Annotated in this window: 20 protein-coding genes and 1 riboswitch; of the genes, 2 read left to right on the forward strand and 18 right to left on the reverse strand. The window is 57.1% G+C overall.

Features of this window, described 5'->3' with window-relative positions; all coding sequences use genetic code 11:
- Window positions 1–102 precede the first annotated feature (102 nt).
- From HIJ39_RS01235 to rbsK, 5 genes are all read right to left on the reverse strand, one after another.
- Window positions 103–834 carry an SDR family NAD(P)-dependent oxidoreductase gene (locus HIJ39_RS01235; protein ID WP_169095870.1) on the reverse strand — a complete coding sequence of 244 codons (732 nt, stop codon included), beginning with the start codon at window positions 832–834 and terminating at the stop codon, window positions 103–105.
- Between the two features lie 2 nt (window positions 835–836).
- Window positions 837–2,234 carry an aspartate ammonia-lyase gene (locus HIJ39_RS01240; RefSeq protein WP_169095872.1) on the reverse strand — a complete coding sequence of 466 codons (1,398 nt, stop codon included), beginning with the start codon at window positions 2,232–2,234 and terminating at the stop codon, window positions 837–839.
- Between the two features lie 181 nt (window positions 2,235–2,415).
- Window positions 2,416–2,589 carry a hypothetical protein gene (locus tag HIJ39_RS01245; protein WP_169095874.1) on the reverse strand — a complete coding sequence of 58 codons (174 nt, stop codon included), beginning with the start codon at window positions 2,587–2,589 and terminating at the stop codon, window positions 2,416–2,418.
- A 72-nt stretch (window positions 2,590–2,661) separates the two neighbouring features.
- Window positions 2,662–3,546, reverse strand: a complete 885-nt coding sequence (locus HIJ39_RS01250; protein ID WP_169095876.1) for a nucleoside hydrolase — start codon at window positions 3,544–3,546, stop codon at window positions 2,662–2,664.
- Window positions 3,547–3,568: 22 nt separating this feature from the next.
- A complete protein-coding gene (gene rbsK, locus HIJ39_RS01255; RefSeq protein ID WP_169095878.1) occupies window positions 3,569–4,480 on the reverse strand; it encodes a ribokinase in 912 nt (303 codons plus the stop codon).
- A 101-nt stretch (window positions 4,481–4,581) separates the two neighbouring features.
- Between rbsK and HIJ39_RS01260 the strand changes: the two genes are divergently transcribed.
- Window positions 4,582–5,361, forward strand: a complete 780-nt coding sequence (locus tag HIJ39_RS01260; protein ID WP_169095880.1) for a serine hydrolase — start codon at window positions 4,582–4,584, stop codon at window positions 5,359–5,361.
- Here HIJ39_RS01260 and HIJ39_RS01265 read toward each other — a convergent pair.
- On the reverse strand, window positions 5,358–5,816 hold the full coding sequence (locus HIJ39_RS01265) for a CBS domain-containing protein (protein WP_169095882.1): 459 nt from the start codon (window positions 5,814–5,816) through the stop codon (window positions 5,358–5,360). The two genes, HIJ39_RS01260 and HIJ39_RS01265, sit on opposite strands and share 4 nt — an antisense overlap.
- A gap of 114 nt (window positions 5,817–5,930) precedes the next feature.
- Between HIJ39_RS01265 and HIJ39_RS01270 the strand changes: the two genes are divergently transcribed.
- A complete protein-coding gene (locus tag HIJ39_RS01270) occupies window positions 5,931–7,097 on the forward strand; it encodes an MDR family MFS transporter (protein ID WP_338055042.1) in 1,167 nt (388 codons plus the stop codon).
- Window positions 7,098–7,141: 44 nt separating this feature from the next.
- Here HIJ39_RS01270 and HIJ39_RS01275 read toward each other — a convergent pair whose 3' ends face one another.
- The 12 genes from HIJ39_RS01275 to metK form a co-directional block, all read right to left on the reverse strand.
- The gene (locus HIJ39_RS01275) at window positions 7,142–7,990 is read right to left on the reverse strand and encodes a YitT family protein (RefSeq protein WP_169095884.1); all 849 of its coding nucleotides are present in this window, start codon (window positions 7,988–7,990) and stop codon (window positions 7,142–7,144) included.
- Window positions 7,991–7,999: 9 nt separating this feature from the next.
- Window positions 8,000–8,668: an LmeA family phospholipid-binding protein gene (locus HIJ39_RS01280; protein WP_169095886.1), complete on the reverse strand. Its 669-nt coding sequence runs from the start codon at window positions 8,666–8,668 to the stop codon at window positions 8,000–8,002.
- Window positions 8,665–9,796, reverse strand: a protein-coding gene (prfB, locus tag HIJ39_RS01285; RefSeq protein ID WP_169095888.1) for a peptide chain release factor 2 whose coding sequence is annotated in 2 segments (ribosomal slippage) — window positions 8,665–9,723 and window positions 9,725–9,796 — 1,131 coding nt in all. Because the reading frame shifts where the segments join, the coding sequence is not laid out codon by codon here. The genes HIJ39_RS01280 and prfB overlap by 4 nt, the downstream gene beginning before the upstream one ends.
- A gap of 43 nt (window positions 9,797–9,839) precedes the next feature.
- Window positions 9,840–12,290 carry a preprotein translocase subunit SecA gene (gene secA, locus HIJ39_RS01290; RefSeq protein ID WP_169095890.1) on the reverse strand — a complete coding sequence of 817 codons (2,451 nt, stop codon included), beginning with the start codon at window positions 12,288–12,290 and terminating at the stop codon, window positions 9,840–9,842.
- Between the two features lie 207 nt (window positions 12,291–12,497).
- Window positions 12,498–13,877 carry an HD domain-containing phosphohydrolase gene (locus tag HIJ39_RS24865; protein WP_338055043.1) on the reverse strand — a complete coding sequence of 460 codons (1,380 nt, stop codon included), beginning with the start codon at window positions 13,875–13,877 and terminating at the stop codon, window positions 12,498–12,500.
- Window positions 13,878–14,105: 228 nt separating this feature from the next.
- Complete coding sequence (locus HIJ39_RS01300) at window positions 14,106–14,723, reverse strand: hypothetical protein (protein WP_169095892.1); 618 nt, start codon at window positions 14,721–14,723, stop codon at window positions 14,106–14,108.
- 117 nt (window positions 14,724–14,840) lie between these two features.
- Window positions 14,841–15,350: a ribosome hibernation-promoting factor, HPF/YfiA family gene (hpf, locus tag HIJ39_RS01305; protein WP_169095894.1), complete on the reverse strand. Its 510-nt coding sequence runs from the start codon at window positions 15,348–15,350 to the stop codon at window positions 14,841–14,843.
- A gap of 133 nt (window positions 15,351–15,483) precedes the next feature.
- On the reverse strand, window positions 15,484–15,681 hold the full coding sequence (locus HIJ39_RS01310) for a cold shock domain-containing protein (protein WP_169095896.1): 198 nt from the start codon (window positions 15,679–15,681) through the stop codon (window positions 15,484–15,486).
- A gap of 110 nt (window positions 15,682–15,791) precedes the next feature.
- Window positions 15,792–17,015 carry an MFS transporter gene (locus tag HIJ39_RS01315; protein WP_169095898.1) on the reverse strand — a complete coding sequence of 408 codons (1,224 nt, stop codon included), beginning with the start codon at window positions 17,013–17,015 and terminating at the stop codon, window positions 15,792–15,794.
- Window positions 17,016–17,272: 257 nt separating this feature from the next.
- The gene (locus HIJ39_RS01320) at window positions 17,273–18,928 is read right to left on the reverse strand and encodes a GGDEF domain-containing protein (protein ID WP_169095900.1); all 1,656 of its coding nucleotides are present in this window, start codon (window positions 18,926–18,928) and stop codon (window positions 17,273–17,275) included.
- Window positions 18,929–19,032: 104 nt separating this feature from the next.
- Window positions 19,033–19,476, reverse strand: a complete 444-nt coding sequence (locus HIJ39_RS01325) for a glycosyltransferase family protein (RefSeq protein WP_169095902.1) — start codon at window positions 19,474–19,476, stop codon at window positions 19,033–19,035.
- A gap of 62 nt (window positions 19,477–19,538) precedes the next feature.
- A complete protein-coding gene (gene metK, locus HIJ39_RS01330; RefSeq protein WP_243239256.1) occupies window positions 19,539–20,735 on the reverse strand; it encodes a methionine adenosyltransferase in 1,197 nt (398 codons plus the stop codon).
- Window positions 20,736–20,794: 59 nt separating this feature from the next.
- A riboswitch (SAM riboswitch) is annotated at window positions 20,795–20,891 on the reverse strand.
- Window positions 20,892–20,956: the final 65 nt, after the last annotated feature.

Consider the following 20,956-nt stretch of genomic DNA (forward strand, 5'->3'; position numbering starts at 1 on the left):
TCCGCCGCTGGGCTCAGCGGCAGGCCGTTTAAGATCAGTAACCCACTCGGAACCGCCAGGCGGATCCTTGCGAGCTACCTGTCCTCTTGACATAAGACTTTTTCAGCAAGCTCTAGCTAAAAAGCCCACGACCGGAACAATATCCTCGGGCTGCCCCAGGCGGCCAAGCGGAATGCCTTGGCGCGTACGCTCCACCACGTCCGGATCGCCGGTCTGAAGCATCTCCGCCTCAAACCCGGGCGTCACAATTAGTCCAGGGCCTACGGCATTGACACGAATATTGTACGGTCCCCACTCACGGGCCACGGTGCGCATATAGCCCACCACCCCGGCCCGAGCCGCAACCGTATGCGCCACGCCGGGAATGCCGCGTTCCAACGCACTAATGACGATGTTAATAATGGCGCCACCGCCGTGAACCGCCATATGGCGCGCTACCGCCTGGCTCATATTAATGGTTCCGTAGAGATTGGTGCGGATTACCGCATCCAACCCCCGCGGGCTAATCTCCATCGCCGGCTTGGGGAACTGCCCGCCGGCATTGTTGATGAGAATATCGATCCGCCCCCAGGTCTCCTCGACCCGGTCGACGAAGGCATTGACCGCATCGACGTCACGGATGTCGCAGGAGGCCGCCAAACAAGAAGTGCCGTTTTCGCCAAGCTCTTGCGCCGTTCTCTCCAAAACCTCCGCACGCCGCCCTAAAATGGCCAGGCGGGCGCCATGGCGACCAAAAAACTCCGCCATCGCCCGTCCGAGGCCCGTTCCACCCCCAGTGACAATCACCACCTGATTGTCGAAGACTCCCGGCTGGAAGAGACCCGCTTCCCCCATGATTACTGCTCCGGATGAGTCATGCGCTCGAGGTCCAACGCCTCATTCAATGTGGCCTCATCAAGCAGACCCTGCTCGCGCACCACCTGGCGGACGGTCTTCCCTTCCGCATAAGCTGTCTTCGCCACGACGGCAGCCCGGTCGTATCCGATGTAAGGGTTCAGGGCCGTGGCGATCGCGGTGCTCATTTCCACATAGCCCGTCACGCGCTCGCGATCAGCTTCCAGACCTTCCAGTGCTTGACGGTGGAACGCCAAAAGCCCCGTCGACAGAATCTGAATCTCATGCAGCAGATTGAAAGCCACCACCGGCATCATCACGTTCAACTCAAGCTGGGCGCCGCTTACAGCCGCCTGCACGGTGGCGTCGCAGCCGATCACCTGATAGCAAATCATGTTCATCATTTCTGCCATCACCGGATTCACCTTGCCCGGCATGATTGAGGATCCCGGCTGGACGGCGGGGAGCTTCAACTCGGCCAGACCAGTGCGAGGACCGGAACTCAACAGCCGGATGTCGTTCATAATCTTCCCCACCGCCGTGGCGAGCCCACGAACCTGTCCGGAGACCTCAAGCACTGCATCCATATTTTGGATAAACGTGAACATGTTGGCCGGTAAAGCGAAGGGAAGGCTGGTCTTTTCGCCGACCGCCGCCACGGCCTCCCGCTTGTAGTCGGGATGGGCGTTGATGCCGGTTCCCACGGCATTGCCGCCAAGGCCAATCGCGTAGAGCTTCTTCACCGATTCCGCCAAGCTCTCGCGCCAATAAGTCAAGGCGCCCGCCCAGCCTCCAACCTCCTGGCCAAGACGCATGGGCACGGCATCCTGCAGGTGAGTACGTCCCGACTTGACGATATCCATCCACTGCTCAGCCTTCTTTTTCAATTCCCGCTCCACGGTTTCAATCGCGGGAATCAAATCGTGAACAACCGCCTCAGCGCCAGCGATGTGGATGGCCACGTGAATCGTGTCGTTGGTCGATTGGGCCATATTGACATGATCGTTGGGGTGAACTAGAGAGACATCGCCGCGCTTGCCACCCAAAATCTCCTGCGCGCGATTGGCAATCACTTCGTTGGCGTTCATATTCTGCGAAGTGCCGGCTCCGGCCTGATACACGTCAACAACAAACTGGCTGTCCCAGCGCCCGTCAATCACCTCATCAGCAGCCTGCATAATCGCATCGGCCACCTTCGGGTCCAGTTCTCCCAGCTTACCGTTGGCTTTGGCCGCAGCCCATTTGATAATACCTTGGGCGCGAATAAACCGACGCGGCAGACGCAAACCGCTAATAGGAAAGTTGTCGATTGCCCGCTGCGTCTGGGCTCCCCAGAGCGCCTCCTCCGGAACCCGTACTTCGCCTAACGAGTCTTTGCTGACGCGATAATTCTGTTCCACCTCTCGTCCGCCTCCTGAGCGTTTGGTCAACGTACAACCGTTATGTTCATCAATCCCATCTCATTGTACACAATCCTAAAGTGCCCGTTTAACATCTCAAGAGGAAGCCCCGGCGCGGATCCCATCGCCGTTTGCACAAAAAAGGCTCCCCGGAATCCGGAGAGCCGCTGGGACGATTAAATTAGTGCGTTTCCGCCGTGACCGGCTGGTGTTCGGACAATGCTTGCTGCAAAATGGTCCGCATCACCTCAGAGGGCGGCGTCTGAGTTTCGCGGGAAATTCGCTGAACCGCTTTGATTTGCCAGGTATACAAATAATAGTCGGCGCGTTTTTGATCCTGAAGACGCTTTGGCATTGTCTGTCTTAGCCCCCTTTGTCTTGTATAACGCAAGGACGCCTCAAGAGGTTACGCCTTTTTTTTAAAGTTTTACTGAAGGCGGGACAAACTCTCCCAAATGAAATCCATCACTTTCACGCTGTCCACATCGGTGGCCACCTCCACCAAGGGCCGCCCGGCGCTAGATGGCATCCGCACGACGGTTCCCCTAAGGTCTCCCTCACACAACACCGCCAACTTATGGCGCTCCCACTGGAAGAACTCCGGGTGGACGTGTGCTGCGACCGCGACCGCATCATGGACGGCCAGACCGGCGGGATGCCGCTCGACATGGCTTCCATACCAGGACAGGAGATCATAGAGAATCTGTCCCAGAGGTCCCATCTGCACCAAGGCTTCCACCCGCGGCCACGGCATGCGCGCCTTGTGGGTCACGTCCAGTCCCACCATTTTGACGGGAACGGGCGCCTGCATTACGGCATCGGCCGCCTCCGGATCAACATAGAAGTTGAATTCTGCAGTCGGAGTGACATTGCCGCGCTCCAGCCCACCGCCCATAAGAGTAATGCCAGCCAGCGGGGGTTGAGCTGTTGGCAGGCACCACAAGAGTTTGGCCAGATTGGTGAGCGGACCGGTGGCAATGATACGCGGCGCCCGCTCCGCTCGCAAAAGAGGCGGCCAGGCCAGCCACGGCGGATCCTCGAGACCGAAAGGCCGTTCCAACGGCGGCAATTCCCAGCCATCCAGACCGCTCGTCCCATGTACGTGAGGTGCGGTGTGCAGCGCCCGCGAGAAGGGAGCTCGGCTTCCCGGCCATACGGGAATGTCCGGACGCCCGGCCGCCTGCAACAGGATTTGGCTGTTTCGGAAGGTCTTTTCCTGTTCCACATTTCCGGCCACAGCTGCCAGGCCGGCCACTCTCAAGGAACCCAGCGCCACATAGAGTGCCAACGCATCATCGATGCCAGGATCCATGTCTAAATAGACGGGAGTTTGATCAATTGGATAAATACTGACGCACCTCTTCCCACCGCGCAAAAGATGGCTGAGCGCCGCGTTTGGTCGTGGACAGCGCGGCCGCGTGATTCGCAATGCGGATGGCATCGGCCAAGGCGTCGCCGGCATCCAGCCGGGCTGCCAATGCTCCGAAAAATGCGTCTCCGGCCCCCACGGCGTCAATCGCCTTGACTGGCTCACCAGGAAGATAGAAAAGGCCGCGGGCCGTCGCCCACACGACACCCATCTCCCCCAGCTTCACAATCGCCACTTCCACGCCGCGGCTGCGCAACTGGCGGGCGGCGGCCTTGGCGGTCCGCACGTCGGTAATTTGCGCTCCTATTAGCGTCTCCGCCTCAACCTGATTGGGCGCAATAATGTCGACCCGGTACAGGGATTTTGGCAAGTTGGCCACCGCCGGGGCGGGGTCCAGCATCACGCGCGCCTTAATGTGGCGGGCAATGGCTATCGCGTCCTCCACCACATCCAGGGGCACTTCCAATTGCAAAACCAAGATATCCTTTGACGTCAACCGGGCTTCCAAGTCGGCCAACACATCTTGCCCGATGACCCCGTTGGCTCCAGGCACCACGGTAATCGCATTTTGCCCTGATGCCTCAACGACAATCATCGCGAGTCCGGTCGATTTTTCCCGGCTCACCCCAATGCGGCTCAAATCGACGTCTTCTTGACGCAAAAACTTGAGGGCCTGAACGGCAAAGGCGTCCTCGCCGACCATTCCCAAGAGGGCTGTTTCGGCACCCATGCGGCGCGCGGCCAGCGCCTGATTCGCGCCCTTGCCTCCGGGACTGGTCATAAAGTTCTCGGCCAATCCTGTCTCCCCCGCTTTGGGCACGCTTTTAATTTGGGCTATCAAATCCAGGTTGATGCTGCCCAAAACCACTACCGCCACATTGTCCCCCCCATTTCCCCTGTAAGCTTCGCGACGTTTCGGCCATTTCCCTTTTCAAGGCTCGAGTGTATCATGGACGCACATACGCAAGGGGGAATACCATGTCCATCGAATCATTGATTCACAAATTGGATGGAGAGTACAGCCTTTACGCCAAAAATCTCAAAACAGGAAAAGCCATATCATGGCGCGAACACGAGGTGATGCCATCGGCGAGCCTTATTAAAGTGCCCATTATGGCCGAGATCTTCCGCCGAGTGGAAGAAGAACATCTCGACCTGGATGATACACTAACCATGAAAAGAGAAGATCAGGTGTCAGGGTCCGGGGTTCTGATGGACCTAACCCCGGGATTGAAGCTCTCCGTTCGCGATCTAACGACACTGATGATTACCGTGTCCGACAATACGGCTACCAATCTCCTCATTGATTGGGTCGGAGTTGATGCCGTCAATCACGTGATACGCCGTCTCGGCCTCACCCATACCGCCTTGGAACGGCGCTTGCAACGCGTCCCCACTGAACGCGCCCGTATCAACCGCACCACCGCCTATGACATGAGTCTCTTGATGGAGCTGTTGGCCCGCGGCGAAGCCATTTCTGCCGCTGTCTCGGAGCAAATGGTCGGTATCTTGCAACGCTGCCAAGCCCCTATCTCGATCGCCCCGGCCATGCCGCCATCGGAAGTTCCGGCTACCCTGCCACGCCTTAAAGTGGCCCACAAGACCGGCAGCTTGGCGTCGGCCCGCCATGACAGCGGCATTGTCTCGATGACTAATGGCGCTTACGTCGCCACTATCATGAGCCAGGGAGCTCCCGAATCTGTCTTGCTGCGGAATATCACGCGGCTCGGACGCGAACTCTATCGCGCTTTGCGTTAAGGCTCGATATGGGAGACTAAATACCGCACGATGTCGTTTCGGGTAATCACGCCCAGCAGCCGATCGCGCTCGCAGACAAATACCCGACGAACATTCTGCCTTAACATGATATCCGTTATCTCCCCGATGGGGGTTTCTGGCCCCACCGTGACCGCCCCACGGCTCATCATCTTCTGTACGGGCAGAGCAAGCAATTGGTCGCGATCCCGATCGAAAACGGCATTGTCGGTCATCACGTGCGTCGAGCCAATGAGGCTGTGATAGACTTTGTGGGCTCGCTGCTGAAAGGCCCGCAGAACATCGCCACCGGTGATGGCGCCGATCAGCCGCCCATTCTTGTCCACGACCGGAAGTCCGCTAATGGTGTGGCGGCGGAGAAGTTTGACCGCCTCGCCAATGCTGGCGGTGGACTCAATCTTGATGACATCGGTGGTCATCATCTCTTGGGCAATCACCCCAGATCCTCCTCCAATCCTGAGAAAGTCAATCCTTCCCATTCCCAGTGTACTCTGACTTTGCTAAACTGAGAGGGTTTATCAACGTTTTTTTCCTTGAGGTAGGGGGAGCTTGTGCGCCGCTGGAGCCGCTGGCGGGATCCGGAGATCCCGGAAGCTTTTTACATATTAATGCTTGGCCGATTCGTCAATCTGGTGGGCAATTCCTTGGTTTTTCCCTTTATGACCATCTACTTGGCCGACCGGCTGCATGCCTCCATGACCATTGTCGGTCTGGTGATGGCGCTCTATGGGCTTTCGCAAGTGGTCGCGCAATTAATTGGCGGCGTCTTAAGCGACTCATGGGGGCGGCGGCCGGTCATGATGGTATCGCTCACGCTGGGTGCCTTATGCACGCTCGCCGTCGGATTGGCTCCCACCCCGCTCTTGTTGATTTTCGCTCTGGTGCTCATGGGACTTTCGGTACCGCTGTTTCAGCCCGCATCCATGGCCATGGTCGGCGACCTGGTCCCGAGCGCCAAACTGACCCAAGCTTACAGTCTCATGCGCATGGCTTCGAATGCCGGCATCATCATCGGCCCGATGATTGGGGGATTTCTAGCCGACCATTCATTTTTGGCAGTGTTTGGCCTGGACGCCCTATCGATGGCCATTTATGCCATCATCATTCTCGTTGGCATCCCCTATCGCCGGCCGCGTCCCGTGGCCACCGGGCTTAAGCCCGGGAGCATCAAAGACGTGGTCCAGGACCTGCCATTTGTGCACTTCGCCATCTTGTGGGGATTGACGGGAATGGTGTATGCCCAACTGTATCAGGTGGTGCCCGCCTATTTGCATCTCGACTTGCACGATCCGGTATCCACCTTTGGGTATCTGGCCGCGGAAAACGCGCTCTTGGTGTTAGCCTTGCAATGGCCCATCGCCCGTATCGCTACCCGATTTCGGCCGCCCGTGCTCATGGCGGCGGGAAGCTTCTGCTACGGTCTCGGGTTTCTGACCATGCTGGCCGGCCGTTCCTTTGCCGTCTTTGCGCTCGCTGTGCTCATCATCACCATTGGGGAAAACATTATCAACCCAGCCGCTTCCACCTGGGTAGCCCAACGGGCGCCGGAGGACCTGCGTGGACGCTACATGGGACTTTTCGGGCTGGCCAGCCGCACGGGATCGGCGCTTGGCCCGACGGTCGGCGGGAGCCTTCTCACGCTGGGATCGGGCATTTGGCTTAGCGTCGTGGCGCTGGGGGCAGGCGGGGTGTCCACTGGCTTTTTCCGTTTTGGGTAAAAAGAAGCGCAGGTCCCGGAAACCTCAGCCGCCTCCTGATGCCGCTATTCTTCAACCGGCGGGCTTCGGAATCCTTCCCCGATGACCTCATGGACGTTGGCGACGACCACAAAGGCGTCCGGGTCAACCTCGTAGACCAAAGACTTCACCCGCGTCACCTCGGATCGCAACACCACCACATAGAGCATGCTGCGCGCCTCTCCGGTATAGGCGCCGCGTCCCCCCATGCGCGTTACCCCGCGGCCAATCTCCAGCATAATGCGGCTGGCAACATCGTTAGGATGCGCGGTAATAATGGTAAAGGCACGAGCGAAGTCAGTACCCTCCTGCACCACGTCAATGGCACGCGAGGAAATAAAGAGGGCGATCAGCGAGTACATGGCCTTGGTGGGATCAAATGTCACCCCGAATCCGGCGATGACAAAGAAGTCAATCACCATCATAGCCTGGCCCATACTTATGGGGAAAATGTGGGAAAAAAAGCGGGCCACCACGTCGGTTCCCCCGGTGGTGCCGCGCGCCCGAAAGACCAGTCCCAGGCCCACCCCGGAGAGCATGCCGCCATAAATGGCGGCCAACAATACGTTGTGGCTAAAGGGGTGCCAGTGCAGCACGCCGACCCACACAGACAGCAGCACCGTGCCAACCAGCGTTCGAACACCCACCCGGCCTCCCCAGAGCCTATGGCTTAACCACAGCAAGGGCAGGTTAATCACGGCAAGCGTCAGCCAAATGGGTACATGCAAAAGATATTGCAAAATGATGCCGATACCCGACACACCGCCATCGGCAATGTGATTGGGTGCATAAAAGCCATTAATCCCAGAGGCGGTGATCGCGGTGCCCACCGTAATCTGGAGGTACTCGATGACCTGCCTCCGGGTAATTTTCATCGCCGACTCCTAATTCCCCACAGTTAACACGAGGCGCTGATTCTCCAACTGCACATGCTCAATTTTGAGACTCATGGGCAACGCCTTCATCGTCGCCAAATTTAATAGCTGAATGTCGGTCAACACCGGCAAGTTCAACCCGTCGATGCTGGTCGGGTGAAAAATCAACTGCTGCCGGCTCGATGACACACTTAAAGAACCCTTGGTGTCCAACGGAACATACGAGCCTCCCAACAGCAGTCGGCCAGACAACGCCACCCCGCTCGGGGAAATGCTCACCGTGGGATGGGCGATCGTTCCCTCGTGCGCTAAGAAAGTTGAGAGTTCCGCTGCCGTCAACTCAATGCTCATGGTGGCGTGCCCAGGGTTCGTCACCTTGAGCTTTCCCTTTTCCAGGCTGCCTAACGACACCGTGCCATTTTGCCAATTCAGTTGGGCATGCTGGACCGTAAGAGCGGAGGACAACTCGAGATCGTGCGCGTTGATGTAAATGTCCTGAAAGTGGCCGCCGAACAAATCCCAAAAGGGCACGGCGGAAACAGCCACCTGGGGTTTGGGTCCATGGTCATAGCGGCCAATTTCGCGGGTAAGGAGCGACCCCGTCCAGCGTGGAACAAACCATTGCAAAAGGCCGACGACCACCACCAAGACCACTAGTCCCTTGATGAGCCGACTCACGAATCCGCCTCCTCGGGCGTTAGTGAACCGCGTGCCTCGCCTTGTAGATATGCCTCGATGAAACCGTCAATCTCCCCGTCCATCACCGCTTGCACGTTCCCTACCTCGAAGCGGGTCCGATGGTCACGAACGACCGTGTACGGCTGAAACACGTACGACCGAATCTGCGACCCCCAGCCGATGTCGGTTTGAATGCCTCTCACCTCCGCCATCTTCTGCTCCCATTCACGTTCCTTGAGTTCCGCGAGCTTGCCGAGAAGCATCTTCATGGCGGTCTCACGATTGGAATGCTGTGAGCGCTCACTCTGACAGGAGACCACGATGCCCGTCGGCAGATGGGTAATCCGTACTGCGGACTCGGTTTTGTTAATATGCTGTCCGCCAGCACCCGATGCCCGATACGTGTCTACCCGCAGATCTTCGGGGCGAATTTCGATGCTCTCATCATCTTCGATATCTGGAACAACCTCGACCGACGCGAATGAGGTGTGCCGCCGGCCGGAGGCATCAAACGGAGAAATGCGCACCAAGCGGTGAACCCCGCGCTCAGCCCTTAAAAACCCAAAGGCATTTTCACCCTTGACCTCGACGGAAACACTCTTTAACCCAGCTTCTTCTCCCGGGAGCTCATCGATGATGCGGGTCTGAAAGCCGCGGTGCTCAGCCCACCGCAAATACATGCGCAACAACATCTCCACCCAATCTTGAGCTTCGGTGCCGCCGGCTCCCGCGTGAAGCGTCAACAACGCGGACTCATGGTCATAGGGTCCTTGAAGAATGAGCGTGAGCTCCAACGAACGCAACTCCGAGAGGATGGCTTCCGCCTCTTTCACCTGGTTCCGGAGCAATTCCGCGTCGCCTTCTTGAAGCGCCAATTGGCCAAGCTCAACCCAGTCTTCAACCTTAGCCGACAGGCGATCAAATTGCTCCAGCGGCCCCGAGACTACCCGCAACTGCTTGGTGATGCGCTCCGCTCGGGCCGTATCCGACCAAAAGTCCGGTTCAGCCATGAGATGTTCCAAATGCTCTCTTTCTACGATGCGATTGGCTGGGTCAAAGAGACCCCCTTATGCGGTCAATGAGTTCCGCCATGCTTTCGCGATATTGCAAAATGTCGTCTTGTATCATCACGAACCCCCCCCAAAATTATTCGGCGCCGGCCAAGTCCATGCTACGACTCGGTCTTGCCGCGCCCTCCTGCAATCACTTGGAAGGGCCGCGGTTGATCGCCATCATTCGGGGGCTCCGGCGTTCCGCCCATCTCCTCATCGGGCGGCGCCACCTGCAGGTGGAACATGATACGGATGACTTCCTCGCGAATCGCCCCCACCATGTTCTGGTACATATCGTAGGCTTCGGTCTTATACTCCACCAAGGGATCGCGCTGGCCATAGGCCCGCAGGCCCACGCCCTCACGCAAATTGTCCATGGCATCCAAGTGCTCCATCCACTTGGCGTCGACAACCCGCAACATAATCATGCGTTCCAGCTCCCGCATGGTCTCGGAGCCGATCTCCTCTTCACGTTGAGCATAAAGGCGGGTTCCGTACCCCACCAACGTTTCCACCAACTCTTCGTGCGACATCCCCTGGATCTCCTCCAAAGGCACCAGACCCGGGGGCAGGAAAAGCTCCGCCAAGCTGGCCAACAGCGCCTCCAAATCCCATTCCTCTCGGTGCATCTGTGCCGGGCAATGCTGGGTCACGGCATCCTCCACAACCCCCGAGAGCATATGCATGACATCATCATAGAGGCTCTCCTTCGTGAGGATGTCGCGCCGCTGTTTGTACACCACTTCGCGCTGCAAATTCATGACGTCGTCATATTGCAGCACGTGTTTACGGGTATCAAAGTTGCGCGCCTCGACCTTCTTTTGTGCCCCTTCAATAGCGCGGGTGAGCGCCGGACTTTCGATCGGTTCGTCCTCATCAACGCCTAATCGGTCCATCAACGCGGACAGTGTCGGGGCAGCAAATAGCCGCAGGAAGTCATCTTCCAGGGAGAGATAGAATCGGGAGGAACCAGGGTCGCCTTGGCGGCCAGCACGGCCGCGCAGCTGATTGTCAATCCGCCGCGATTCATGGCGCTCGGTGCCAATGATGTGCAAGCCGCCCATCTCCGCCACGCCTTCACCCAGAACAATGTCCGTTCCGCGGCCAGCCATGTTGGTGGCGATGGTGACCGCCCCCGGCTGTCCCGCCTTGGCGATAATCTCCGCCTCCTGCTCGTGGAACTTGGCGTTCAGCACATTATGGGGAATGCCCTTCTCTTTGAGCATCTCCGAGATGCGTTCCGACTTGTCAATCGACACGGTCCCTACCAACACCGGCCGACGGGTTTCATACAGTTGTTCAATCTCCCGCACCACCGCCCGGAACTTGGCCGCCTCGGTCTTGTAAACAACATCGGGGTAGTCCTTACGGACCATGGGGCGATGGGTCGGCACCACAATGACGTCCAGACCATAAATCTTCCGGAATTCTTCCTCCTCGGTGATAGCGGTCCCGGTCATCCCGGAGAGTTTGTCGTACATCCGGAAATAGTTCTGGAAGGTGATGGTGGCGAGCGTCTGCGTCTCGTCCTCAATTTTCACGCCTTCTTTGGCCTCGATTGCCTGATGCAGGCCATCAGAGTAACGGCGCCCAAACATCAAACGTCCGGTGAATTCATCTACAATAATCACTTCACCGTCTTTAACCACATAGTCCCGATCCCGCTTCATGAGCGCCTTGGCCCGTAGCGCGCCGTTAAGGTAATGAGCGTAATCCATGTGGGCATCATCGTACAAATTGGATACGCCCAACATGCGCTCCACCTTGGCAATGCCTGCCTCCGTGGGCGCCACCGCCTTCATCTTCTCGTCAACCGTATAGTCGCGGTCTTCCTTCAAATTCTTGGCAATGCGGGCGAACGTGTAGTACAAATCGGTGGAGCGGTCCGCTTGGCCGGAAATAATGAGCGGCGTGCGCGCCTCATCAATGAGGATGCTGTCGACCTCGTCCACAATGGCGTAATTGAGCCCGCGCTGCACCATCTCATCCATGGTGAGGACCATGTTGTCACGCAAATAGTCAAAACCAAATTCGTTGTTCGTTCCGTAGGTGATGTCCGCAGCATACGCCTGGCGCCGATCCGGCGGCTCCATGTCATGCTGGATGAGGCCCGTGGTCAGGCCAAGAAATTGATACAGCTGCCCCATCCACTGCGAGTCGCGGCGAGCCAGGTAGTCGTTGACGGTGACGACATGCACCCCTTTTCCGGGGATGGCATTCAAATAGGCGGCTAACGTCGCCACCAATGTTTTTCCTTCACCTGTTTTCATTTCAGCGATACGGCCATCATTGAGAACCATACCGCCGATAAGCTGAACATCAAAGTGGCGCATACCCAACACCCGCTTTGACGCTTCACGGACAACCGCAAATGCCTCCGGCAGTAGATCTTGCAATGACTCGCCGTCGTGCCAACGCTGACGAAACTCCTCCGTCTTCTTTGTCAGTTCGGCGTCCGTCAAAGCCTCGACTTTGGGTTCCAAGGCGTTTACTTGCGCGACAACGTTCCTGTATCGCCGTACTTCTTTTTCGCTAAAACGGTTGACCCAGCTCGAGAGCACCTTCAGCATAAAGCGACTTCCTCCAATCAGCGGCTCGTGCAGAAAACCTCATACATAATCCATGACGCCATTCTTCTAGGTTCATCACCCAGCGTTCCCATTTCTTCCGCCAACGCGGGCGCAGGACAAAAAGGAACCTCTTATAGGTTCCCGTCACGTAGACCTATCAATTAAGTGTAGCATGGACCCTAAGTGACATCAACCGGCGTCAAAGAGCTACTCGGTGAGGTGCTGACGTGAAAGATATTCCTGGAGTTCGCGTTCATACTCCGCTTGCAATTCTTCAATGGGAATATTGGGGGTGCGATCCCATCCGTGGCCAGCCCCTTCTTCAGCCGCCAAATTCACCTCAGAGCAGAGATTTATGAACTGCTCAACTACAATGGGATCAAACTGCGTCCCCGACTCCTCCAGAATCTCGGCCACTGCCGCCTCATGCGACATCGCCTTACGGTACGGCCGGTCTGACGTCATAGCGTCGTAGGCATCAACGATGGACACAATGCGCGTTTCCAGCGGTATCTCCTCGCCCACCATGCCGTCTGGGTAGCCCGTCCCATCCCAACGCTCGTGATGGTGCAAAACCCAATCGCGGGCGCACCCGCCGATTTGCACTTGGGTCAGCATCGAGCTTCCCAACACCGGATGGCGTTGAATGGTATACGTCTCGCGAATAGTGAGGCGCCCCCGCTTGTTGAGCACATTGTCGGGAATAGCCATTTTGCCGATATCGTGCAGCATCCCGGCGTGACGAATTTGCTCGACCACATCTTCGGGAAGCTTCATGTACCGGGCCAATACCGCACCGTACTGTCCCACCCGCATGGAATGGCCGAAGGTATACGGATCTTTGGCATCCAATCCGACCAGCAAAACTCGGATAGTATGGTTGTACATGTCCCGAAGCCGCTTGACCAACACCATCCACGCCCGCACACCGATCAGCGGCAACAGGAAAATGAGTTCGGGCCACGGGCCGGAAACACGATACACAGCCGCCATGAGGTAGCCAATCGGCAACATCACAAAGAAGCTCGGCAGCATCCACTTGAAGTACACACGGGTAATCTCTGCGAGGGGGCGACCTTCCCGCAACGCCACGGGCATGATAACAAATATCAAATTCAATACGAAGGCCACAATTGACGCGACCAAAAGTGGACCACTAGCTCGGGCTATCGACAAATGAGCAGAACTACCGCCCAGAACACGAAAAGCCTCGACCGAAGCCCATGCAGTAATACCGAATTGTGCCCTATTAAACAAGACTGAAGGCCAACGAATTTGTCCCGAAAGTTCACGCCAGGTGAGCGAACCGATGGCGCCAATCCAAAGCCCCGCCCCTGGACCAAGAGCAATTCCTGCCGCCAAAATAACCGGAAGATCGATAGAAACTTGTCCGTTTCCCCGCATCATCTCAATGGCAAACACAGCTCCCAGAAAGACGGCCAACCCGAAGATTCCCATAGCCATGGTGGGGTGAATAATTGGCTGACGATACCAGACCATAAGCGCCAATGCGACGGCGCCCACACTAGCCATATAAATACGCAGCCGCTTGGGATATGTCATCGTTTCGCGTGGCTGTTGAGTCACTAATTACCACCTCAAGATTTATCGACCAAACGCCGTACTCTTAGCTAAACCGCACTCCGAACCCACCGTTGACAACAGCATTTTTGACACCGGCAACGAGGCTCTTAACGAAACCCTTCATGTTTGGCAATTACTCCATTCGTAATAGCCGACGGGGTGACTCGCTCTTGTCACAATCCCGCCATGAATTCGCTTGGGTTTTCGGTCGTTGGTCGAAACTTTTGATGCTTAAACTTTTTGTCCCGTATACAGAACGAATCGCCGGTTGATGGCATCCAGCACGGCCCGCATCATGGTCTCTTCCGGCGCAGATTCCCGCCTTACCGCATTGCCGGCGGTAACGTCCTCATCATCCTTGACCAGCGCCAAAGACAAATCCACCCCGGCGACGCTCATCTGCTCAGCATGAACCAGCTTCAAGCCGCTCTTCTGGCCCAGCGCCACATTGACCGCCTGCAACGTGGCCATAGCCACGGCCTGTACACTATCCGGTGCAACACCACGGCCATGAAATTCGTGCTCACCGTGAACAAGACGACAAGTGGCCTCGTAACCTGCTTCGCCAAACGTCACCGCAAATCCGGCAATACGGAGACGTCCCAAAGCCTTCGGCTGCTCGGTGTCCTGTTGAATTTGCACCATGACGATGTCGTCAGTCTTGATGTCGTGCCAGCCCGCCGTACGCAACAACGAGACAATTTCCCGGACAACGTGCCGGGGGGACTGAGAACTATGGCTGAGCACCTGAACTCGGAGCCCGCCTGCCCCATCCTCCACAATCTCTTCCCGCTGAATATGCGGCACCCGCTCAAGAATCTCGCGGTACTGCTGATACGTTGCCGTCATGCGATCCTCCCATAGGACACCTGAAGTACTTCGACCTCAGGAAGAAGATTCCTCCTTTCAAGCAAAGAAAAACGCAGACTCTGTCGAGTCTGCGCGTTTTCTGTCGCAAAGCTCCTCTCAGCGAGGCTCCAGCAATCCGTAATGTCCGTCTTGACGACGGTACACAACATTGATGGTATCCGTTTCCGCGTTGGTAAAAGCAAAGAAGTCGTGGCCCAGGAGGTCCATTTGCATAAGCGCCTCATCTACCGTCATTGGCTTTCGCGGGAAGGTCTTGCGCCGAACCAGTTCAGTGTCGACCCGGTCCCCGTCGCCCTCGCGGGCGCCCGTGCTATGCCGGGGCTTGGTGCGAGCCTTGTACTTGGTCAACTGCCGTTCCAGCTTATCCACCACCCGATCAACCGACGCATACATGTCAGGTGTTTCCTCTTCCCCACGCAAAAGGAGACCATCCATGGGAATGGTCACCTCAATAATCTGGCTTTCTTTTTCAACACTAAGCATGGCGTGGGCGGTTATGCTCCGGTGGTGGTCGAAAAACTTTTCCATCTTGGACAGTTTCCGCGTGACATGGTCTTTGAGCGCTTCCGTAACCTCAACGTTCTTTCCTCGAACGATTACGTCCACAGCTTCTTCCCCCTTACCGGTTCTTCCCAATCCACGGACTGGTACCCACATTATAGCATCGGCGCCGGATGATACCCGCAAAAAAACATCAAGGCCGGATGACCGGCCTTGATGAGAGTCGAACCTCTGACGGTTAAAGGCGGACGACGTTGGCGGCCTGAGGACCGCGGTCACCCTCTACAACCTCAAATTCGACACGCTCGCCTTCGTTGAGCGTACGGAAACCTTCGCCATTAATGGCACTGAAATGTACAAAGACATCGCCGCCGTCTTCACGCTCAAGAAATCCGTACCCTTTTTCCGCGCTAAACCACTTTACGCGACCAGTCATCTTCAAGTTTTTCCCCTTTCACTCTAAAGGCCCGCCCCGAAAGGCGACCGCGGTCAGCATAACATTGCCTTCCAAAAAAGTCAAACTGTTTCAACCGACGCCGTTCGAGGCTAGGCTGTCTGCTTGCGCGGGGCTCCTTGACGGAACGAACGGGATGCCGCGCTCCAGACGGTGGCGGCTATCCAAACCGCGGCCGTCAGCAACACGGCTGGCTGAAGCCCTAACGAATTCGCCAGCAGGCCCCCAAGGCCGGCCCCCAGTGCTCCCCCAATCCCCATAAGGGCTCCCCGTACTGCCAGGGTGCGTCCTCGAAACAGGTCCGGTACAGCCGTTTGCACCCATAGCAGAAGAGCCGAGGAATAAAAGGAATTCCCGAACCCGACCAAGGCTAAACATAGGGCGCCGGCCCGCCAGTCGGAAACCAGCCCCACCAATCCAAAGCCGATGGCCGAGAGCAAAAAGCCTAGGGCCAACAAGAGGCGCGCGGGGTACTTTTCTAGCAGTCCGAGCCGTTCAATGAGGATTCCGGATATGAGGCTACCCAGCGCCAACGCCAACAGCAGCCATACGTAGTGTTTAGAACTGACGTGCCACAATATGCGGGACAAGGGCGCCAAGAGCGTGTTGAGTGCACCCACTCCCAGAGCCACCAGCCCTGTCATCAGCACCAAGTTGCGGACGGTGGCCGTTTGACGAAGATAGCCGATCCCCTCTCCCAGTTGCCCCCAGAAACCGCCGTCGCCGAGCTCGCCCGCCTGCCACACCGTCCCTGGCGCACGAATGGCGGCCACCAAGAGGCCCGCCCCTACAAAGGTTGCGGCATCCAAGAAGAAGGCGGGGGTAAGGCCCCATACGAAGAGCACACCCGCAGCGGCGAGATATCCTCCGATATCGGCCAAGGCGAAGTAGGTCTCTTGCCGTGCCTGGCTTTTCATATTCATCTCCGGGGTTTCGGCAATCTGCGGCTGGATGGCGCGGATAACCGGCTGATACAGCATGGCGAAGGTATACATGAAAAACACCGCCACAACAGCCCAAGTATAGTGGGCAATGACGGGAATTGAGACCACCAAGAGGGCTCGGACCCCATTGGCGATGAGCAGCACTGAGCGCTTGGGCAAGCGGTCGATGACCCCCGCCACCGCCCAGCCCAGCACCACGCGGGGTACATAGGCCATCGCCAGCACCAGCCCCAAGGCCGCAACATTGTTTCGCGTGAGGGATAAAATGAACAGCGCCAGAGCGACTTCCGTAAAGTTGTCGCCCAACTTGCTAAGCGCCTCCGACAATACCAGCTTGTGAACATTCGGGTTAAGGCGACGCGTTGGATCCATTATTCTGCCTCTTATCGTATGTCATATTTCGTTGACGATTTCTCTGGCTTACAATCCCTATGCCATATCTCTTCTACTATTAAATCATCGCCGCAAATATCCTGTCGAAACTTGACAACTATCCTTTAATAATTAATCCCCATTCTCCACAAGTCCACAAATTGCCTGGCATTCTCACTTGGGGATAGTGGGGATAAGTCTGTTGATAAAGACAGCGACGGGGAAAGCGGCTGGGGATAGAAAATCACTATCGAGAATCACTCAGATGCCACATCCTGGAATTTCCCTTTGCGTATTAGCTTATTTTTGTACATCCGTACGTCCGCGATGTTGAGCAGTTGATCCGGGGTCTGACCGTCCTCGGGATAAACAGCCCATCCCGCGCTCACCCCCAAGGCCACATCCACATCTGGCCACTCATACTCCCCAAATTGCCGTTGGATTCGGGCCAAGACTGCTGCCGCGCCAGCGCTATTCGTTGAGTCCAATAGGGCAACAAACTCGTCGCCCCCATAGCGCGCCATGACGTCACCCGGGCGAAGCTCCGAGTGTAGCATTTGGGCAAAGCGGGCCAGCGCCCGGTCACCCACCATATGTCCATATCGGTCGTTCACCATCTTAAAGTTGTCCAAATCCAAAAACACCAGCGTCATGGGGTGATTGGGCTCCCGGGCTATGCGCTCCCCCAGCAACTCGCGAAAATACCTGAAGTTATAGACTTCGGCAAGCAATGGGTCCCGTCGTGAGTTCTGCACGGCTTCCTCCTGAAGAAGCTTGCGATAGGCCATGGCGGCATGGCCCGCCAAAACTTTCGCCGTCTGGAAGTCATGGCGGCTATAGCGGTTGGGCACGTTGTGGCCCAACACAATAAAACCCCAGATTTTCCGATCGGTCATCAGCGGCAGGATGAAGCCCGATACCAGGGGATAGGCGTCATCCGGTTTTGGATTTGCACTCGGATGCTGTCGCGCGTCGCGAATGAACTCGGCGGTGCGCGTCGCAATCGCCCAGTCGGTCAGGCTTTCTCCGCCACGCACAAATACCTCCGGGTACGGCACCTGGTCGGTGGGATAGGTATACGCTTGCCGCTCCAGCAACCCCGAGACCGGATCTAGTAAATAGAGCACAAAGATGGTATAGCCGCTCACATGCAAAAACGCCTCTTGGATGTTTTTCACCAACTCCGCTTTGTCCATCGCCGCCGTGATGGCATCCGCAGCCTCAGCAGTCAGCGCGTTGAGCTGATGCGCGCTGCGGGTCTCATAATAGACGCTTAGAAGCAGCGACACGGTCGCATAAGGTAGAAGTCCCAGAAGGCCGATGACCACTTGGTGCGGATAGGCGCGGTCCAGCAGCACGAAGATGGCCACCAAAGGCAACCCCATAAGCCAGGCCAGCATGTCCCAAACCAGCGCATGAAACATCTCTTGGCGACTCTGATATCCGTCGCGAATCCAGTAGTAAAAATTAACCAAGAGATGATTAAGGATGAGAAATGCGAGAGCAAACACCAGGGCTCGAACCACCAGGTTGGGGCTTACGAGTTTCGCTAGGCTTTGTCCAGCATACAAGCCTAAAAGCATCACAGCGGCGGAAGACACCGACGAAATGCCGCGAAAGTGGCGAATCCAGGAGATCAACTGGCCGATTAAAATCGCCCAAAACGTTTCCACCGTTCCCGCCAGCAGAAATACCGAGAGATACCCGGTGCTGGCCAAACTAATGGTGCTGCCGCGCCCCACTTCTAGCGGCCAGGTCTCCGAGATGACCACAATTACAATACCGACCGACAGCGCCAAGGGATGATCGAGGCGAAGCCAGTGAACCTGGGGTTGGGTCAACCAGAGCACCGCCGTAAACGCGGTCAAAAACCATAAGAACTGCTGGGCGAGACGCGCATGTGGCCGGAACATTCTCACGCCCCCTTAGCCGGGAACGATCGATGGAACGTTTTTACGAAACCCGGTACGACAGAATTCGGGATAAAACGACGATTTCCTGCTTGTTGTCAATCCCGCTACTGCCCCGGCCGTCCCGCGCCCAACACGCGTCTGAGCCCGCTGACAAGCTGCCGTGCTTGCGCGGGCTCAGAAAGGTCAAGCCAAATAATGAAAGGATGTTGGCAGATGCTCATCACCCCATCGGCTGTGGGAGCGTCTGCCCATTTAAAGCCCGTCTGCCGGGTGAGTCGATCTAAAATGGCGTCGGTCTGATCCGTCGATCCGGGGGACCATAAAATGACCTCGAGCGCAGCCTCTTCGCCGCGGCGCTGCTGGACCCAGCTTTCCAGATCGCGAACCGCGCTCTCGACATGGCTCTCCTGATTGGTGATGCGCACCACCAGGCTGACCGCGGGCATAGGCGATCCGTGGCTGCCGACAATCTGATCGTACACCCATTCCAACAGCACCACGACGCCGTACAGCGCCAGCGCTAATCCCACGGCACCCCACCAGGTCACGGTTCTCGCCCCCCTGTCCGATATATACTAGAGGGTATGCGAGAACATGCCTGGCGCGTGACTCATGCTTGAATGGCGTGTGCCCGATCTTTTAGCTCATCGACGCGATTGAGCGCTTCCCATGGCAAATCCACATCGGTGCGGCCAAAATGGCCGTAGGCCGCTGTCGCCCGATAGATAGGCCGGCGCAGATCCAGCTCTTCAATGATGGCCAAGGGGCGCAAATCGAAGACCTGGTTCACCAGTTCCGCCAATTTGTCATCAGGAAGGCGTCCCGTCCCGAAAGAGTCCACCATCACCGAGATGGGCCGGGCCACGCCAATGGCGTAGGCAATCTGAATTTCAGCCCGATCTGCCAGTCCTGCGGCCACCAAATTTTTTGCCACCCAGCGGGCGGCATAGGATGCCGATCGGTCCACCTTGGTCGGATCCTTCCCCGAAAACGCTCCGCCGCCGTGCCGGGCGTAGCCCCCATACGTGTCTACAATAATCTTCCGTCCCGTAAGCCCAGAATCGCCGTGCGGCCCGCCAATCACAAACCGTCCGGTGGGGTTGACCAACACCCGGGTTTCCTTGCTAAGCCAGCGGTCACCCAAGACGGGAATCAGCACGGTTTCAATCACCCCGTCGCGGAGCGCCTCCGACGTGACATCGGGGTTGTGCTGCGCCGACACCAAGACCGTATCCACCGCCACCGGCTGGTCATTCTCGTAGCGCACCGTCACCTGGGTCTTCCCGTCTGGCCATAAGAAGGGCAGAACGCCTTCATTCCGCACCGTGGCCAATCGCCGCGACAAGCGATGCGCCAATGAAATAGGCAGCGGCATCAGCTCCGGTGTTTCCCGGCAGGCATACCCAAACACCATCCCCTGGTCTCCGGCCCCAATCTTTTCCCGGGGATCTCCGTGACCGACCCGTGCCTCCAACGCCTGGTCCACCCCTTGAGCAATGTCCGGCGATTGCTCATCAATAGAGGTCAGGACCGCCACGGTATCCGCGTCAAACCCCATCTTGGCGCGAGTATAGCCGATTGAGCGGATGGTCTCGCGGACAACCTTGGGGATGTCAACGTAGCAGTCTGTCGAGATTTCGCCCACCACTAAAGCCAATCCCGTGGTCACGACCGTCTCGGCGGCCACACGCGCATCGGCGTCATGAACCAGAATGTTATCCAAAATGGCGTCGGAAATCTGATCAGCCACCTTGTCCGGATGGCCTTCGGTCACCGATTCCGACGTAAATAAAAAATTCCGCCCCAATTTCGCGCCTCCCAATAAAAAATCCTCTTCTTCTGAGAGAAGAGGGCATCCTCTAATTTCTCTCATCCCTCCGATAAATCGGTCGGGTTTGGCACCTGGGCTTTGCCTGGTTGCCGGGCTTCATCGGGCCTGTCCCTCCGCCGCTCTTGATAAGAGAATATCTTGAAATTGTCGACTGAATTATATGCGATGGGTGAAACAGTGTCAAACTGGGGACGACT

Source organism: Sulfobacillus harzensis, from assembly GCF_012933365.1.
GTDB classification, from domain to species: domain Bacteria; phylum Bacillota; class Sulfobacillia; order Sulfobacillales; family Sulfobacillaceae; genus Sulfobacillus_B; species Sulfobacillus_B harzensis.

What these genes read in the sequence shown, in the direction of transcription:
- HIJ39_RS01235 (WP_169095870.1), bottom strand. Translation starts at nt 834, where the DNA reads ATGGGGGAAGCGGGTCTCTTCCAGCCGGGAGTCTTCGACAATCAGGTG.
- HIJ39_RS01245 (WP_169095874.1), bottom strand. Translation starts at nt 2,589, where the DNA reads ATGCCAAAGCGTCTTCAGGATCAAAAACGCGCCGACTATTATTTGTAT.
- HIJ39_RS01250 (WP_169095876.1), bottom strand. Translation starts at nt 3,546, where the DNA reads ATGGATCCTGGCATCGATGATGCGTTGGCACTCTATGTGGCGCTGGGT.
- HIJ39_RS01260 (WP_169095880.1), top strand. Translation starts at nt 4,582, where the DNA reads ATGTCCATCGAATCATTGATTCACAAATTGGATGGAGAGTACAGCCTT.
- HIJ39_RS01275 (WP_169095884.1), bottom strand. Translation starts at nt 7,990, where the DNA reads ATGAAAATTACCCGGAGGCAGGTCATCGAGTACCTCCAGATTACGGTG.
- secA (WP_169095890.1), bottom strand. Translation starts at nt 12,290, where the DNA reads ATGCTGAAGGTGCTCTCGAGCTGGGTCAACCGTTTTAGCGAAAAAGAA.
- HIJ39_RS01300 (WP_169095892.1), bottom strand. Translation starts at nt 14,723, where the DNA reads ATGACGGCAACGTATCAGCAGTACCGCGAGATTCTTGAGCGGGTGCCG.
- HIJ39_RS01310 (WP_169095896.1), bottom strand. Translation starts at nt 15,681, where the DNA reads ATGACTGGTCGCGTAAAGTGGTTTAGCGCGGAAAAAGGGTACGGATTT.
- HIJ39_RS01315 (WP_169095898.1), bottom strand. Translation starts at nt 17,015, where the DNA reads ATGGATCCAACGCGTCGCCTTAACCCGAATGTTCACAAGCTGGTATTG.
- HIJ39_RS01320 (WP_169095900.1), bottom strand. Translation starts at nt 18,928, where the DNA reads ATGTTCCGGCCACATGCGCGTCTCGCCCAGCAGTTCTTATGGTTTTTG.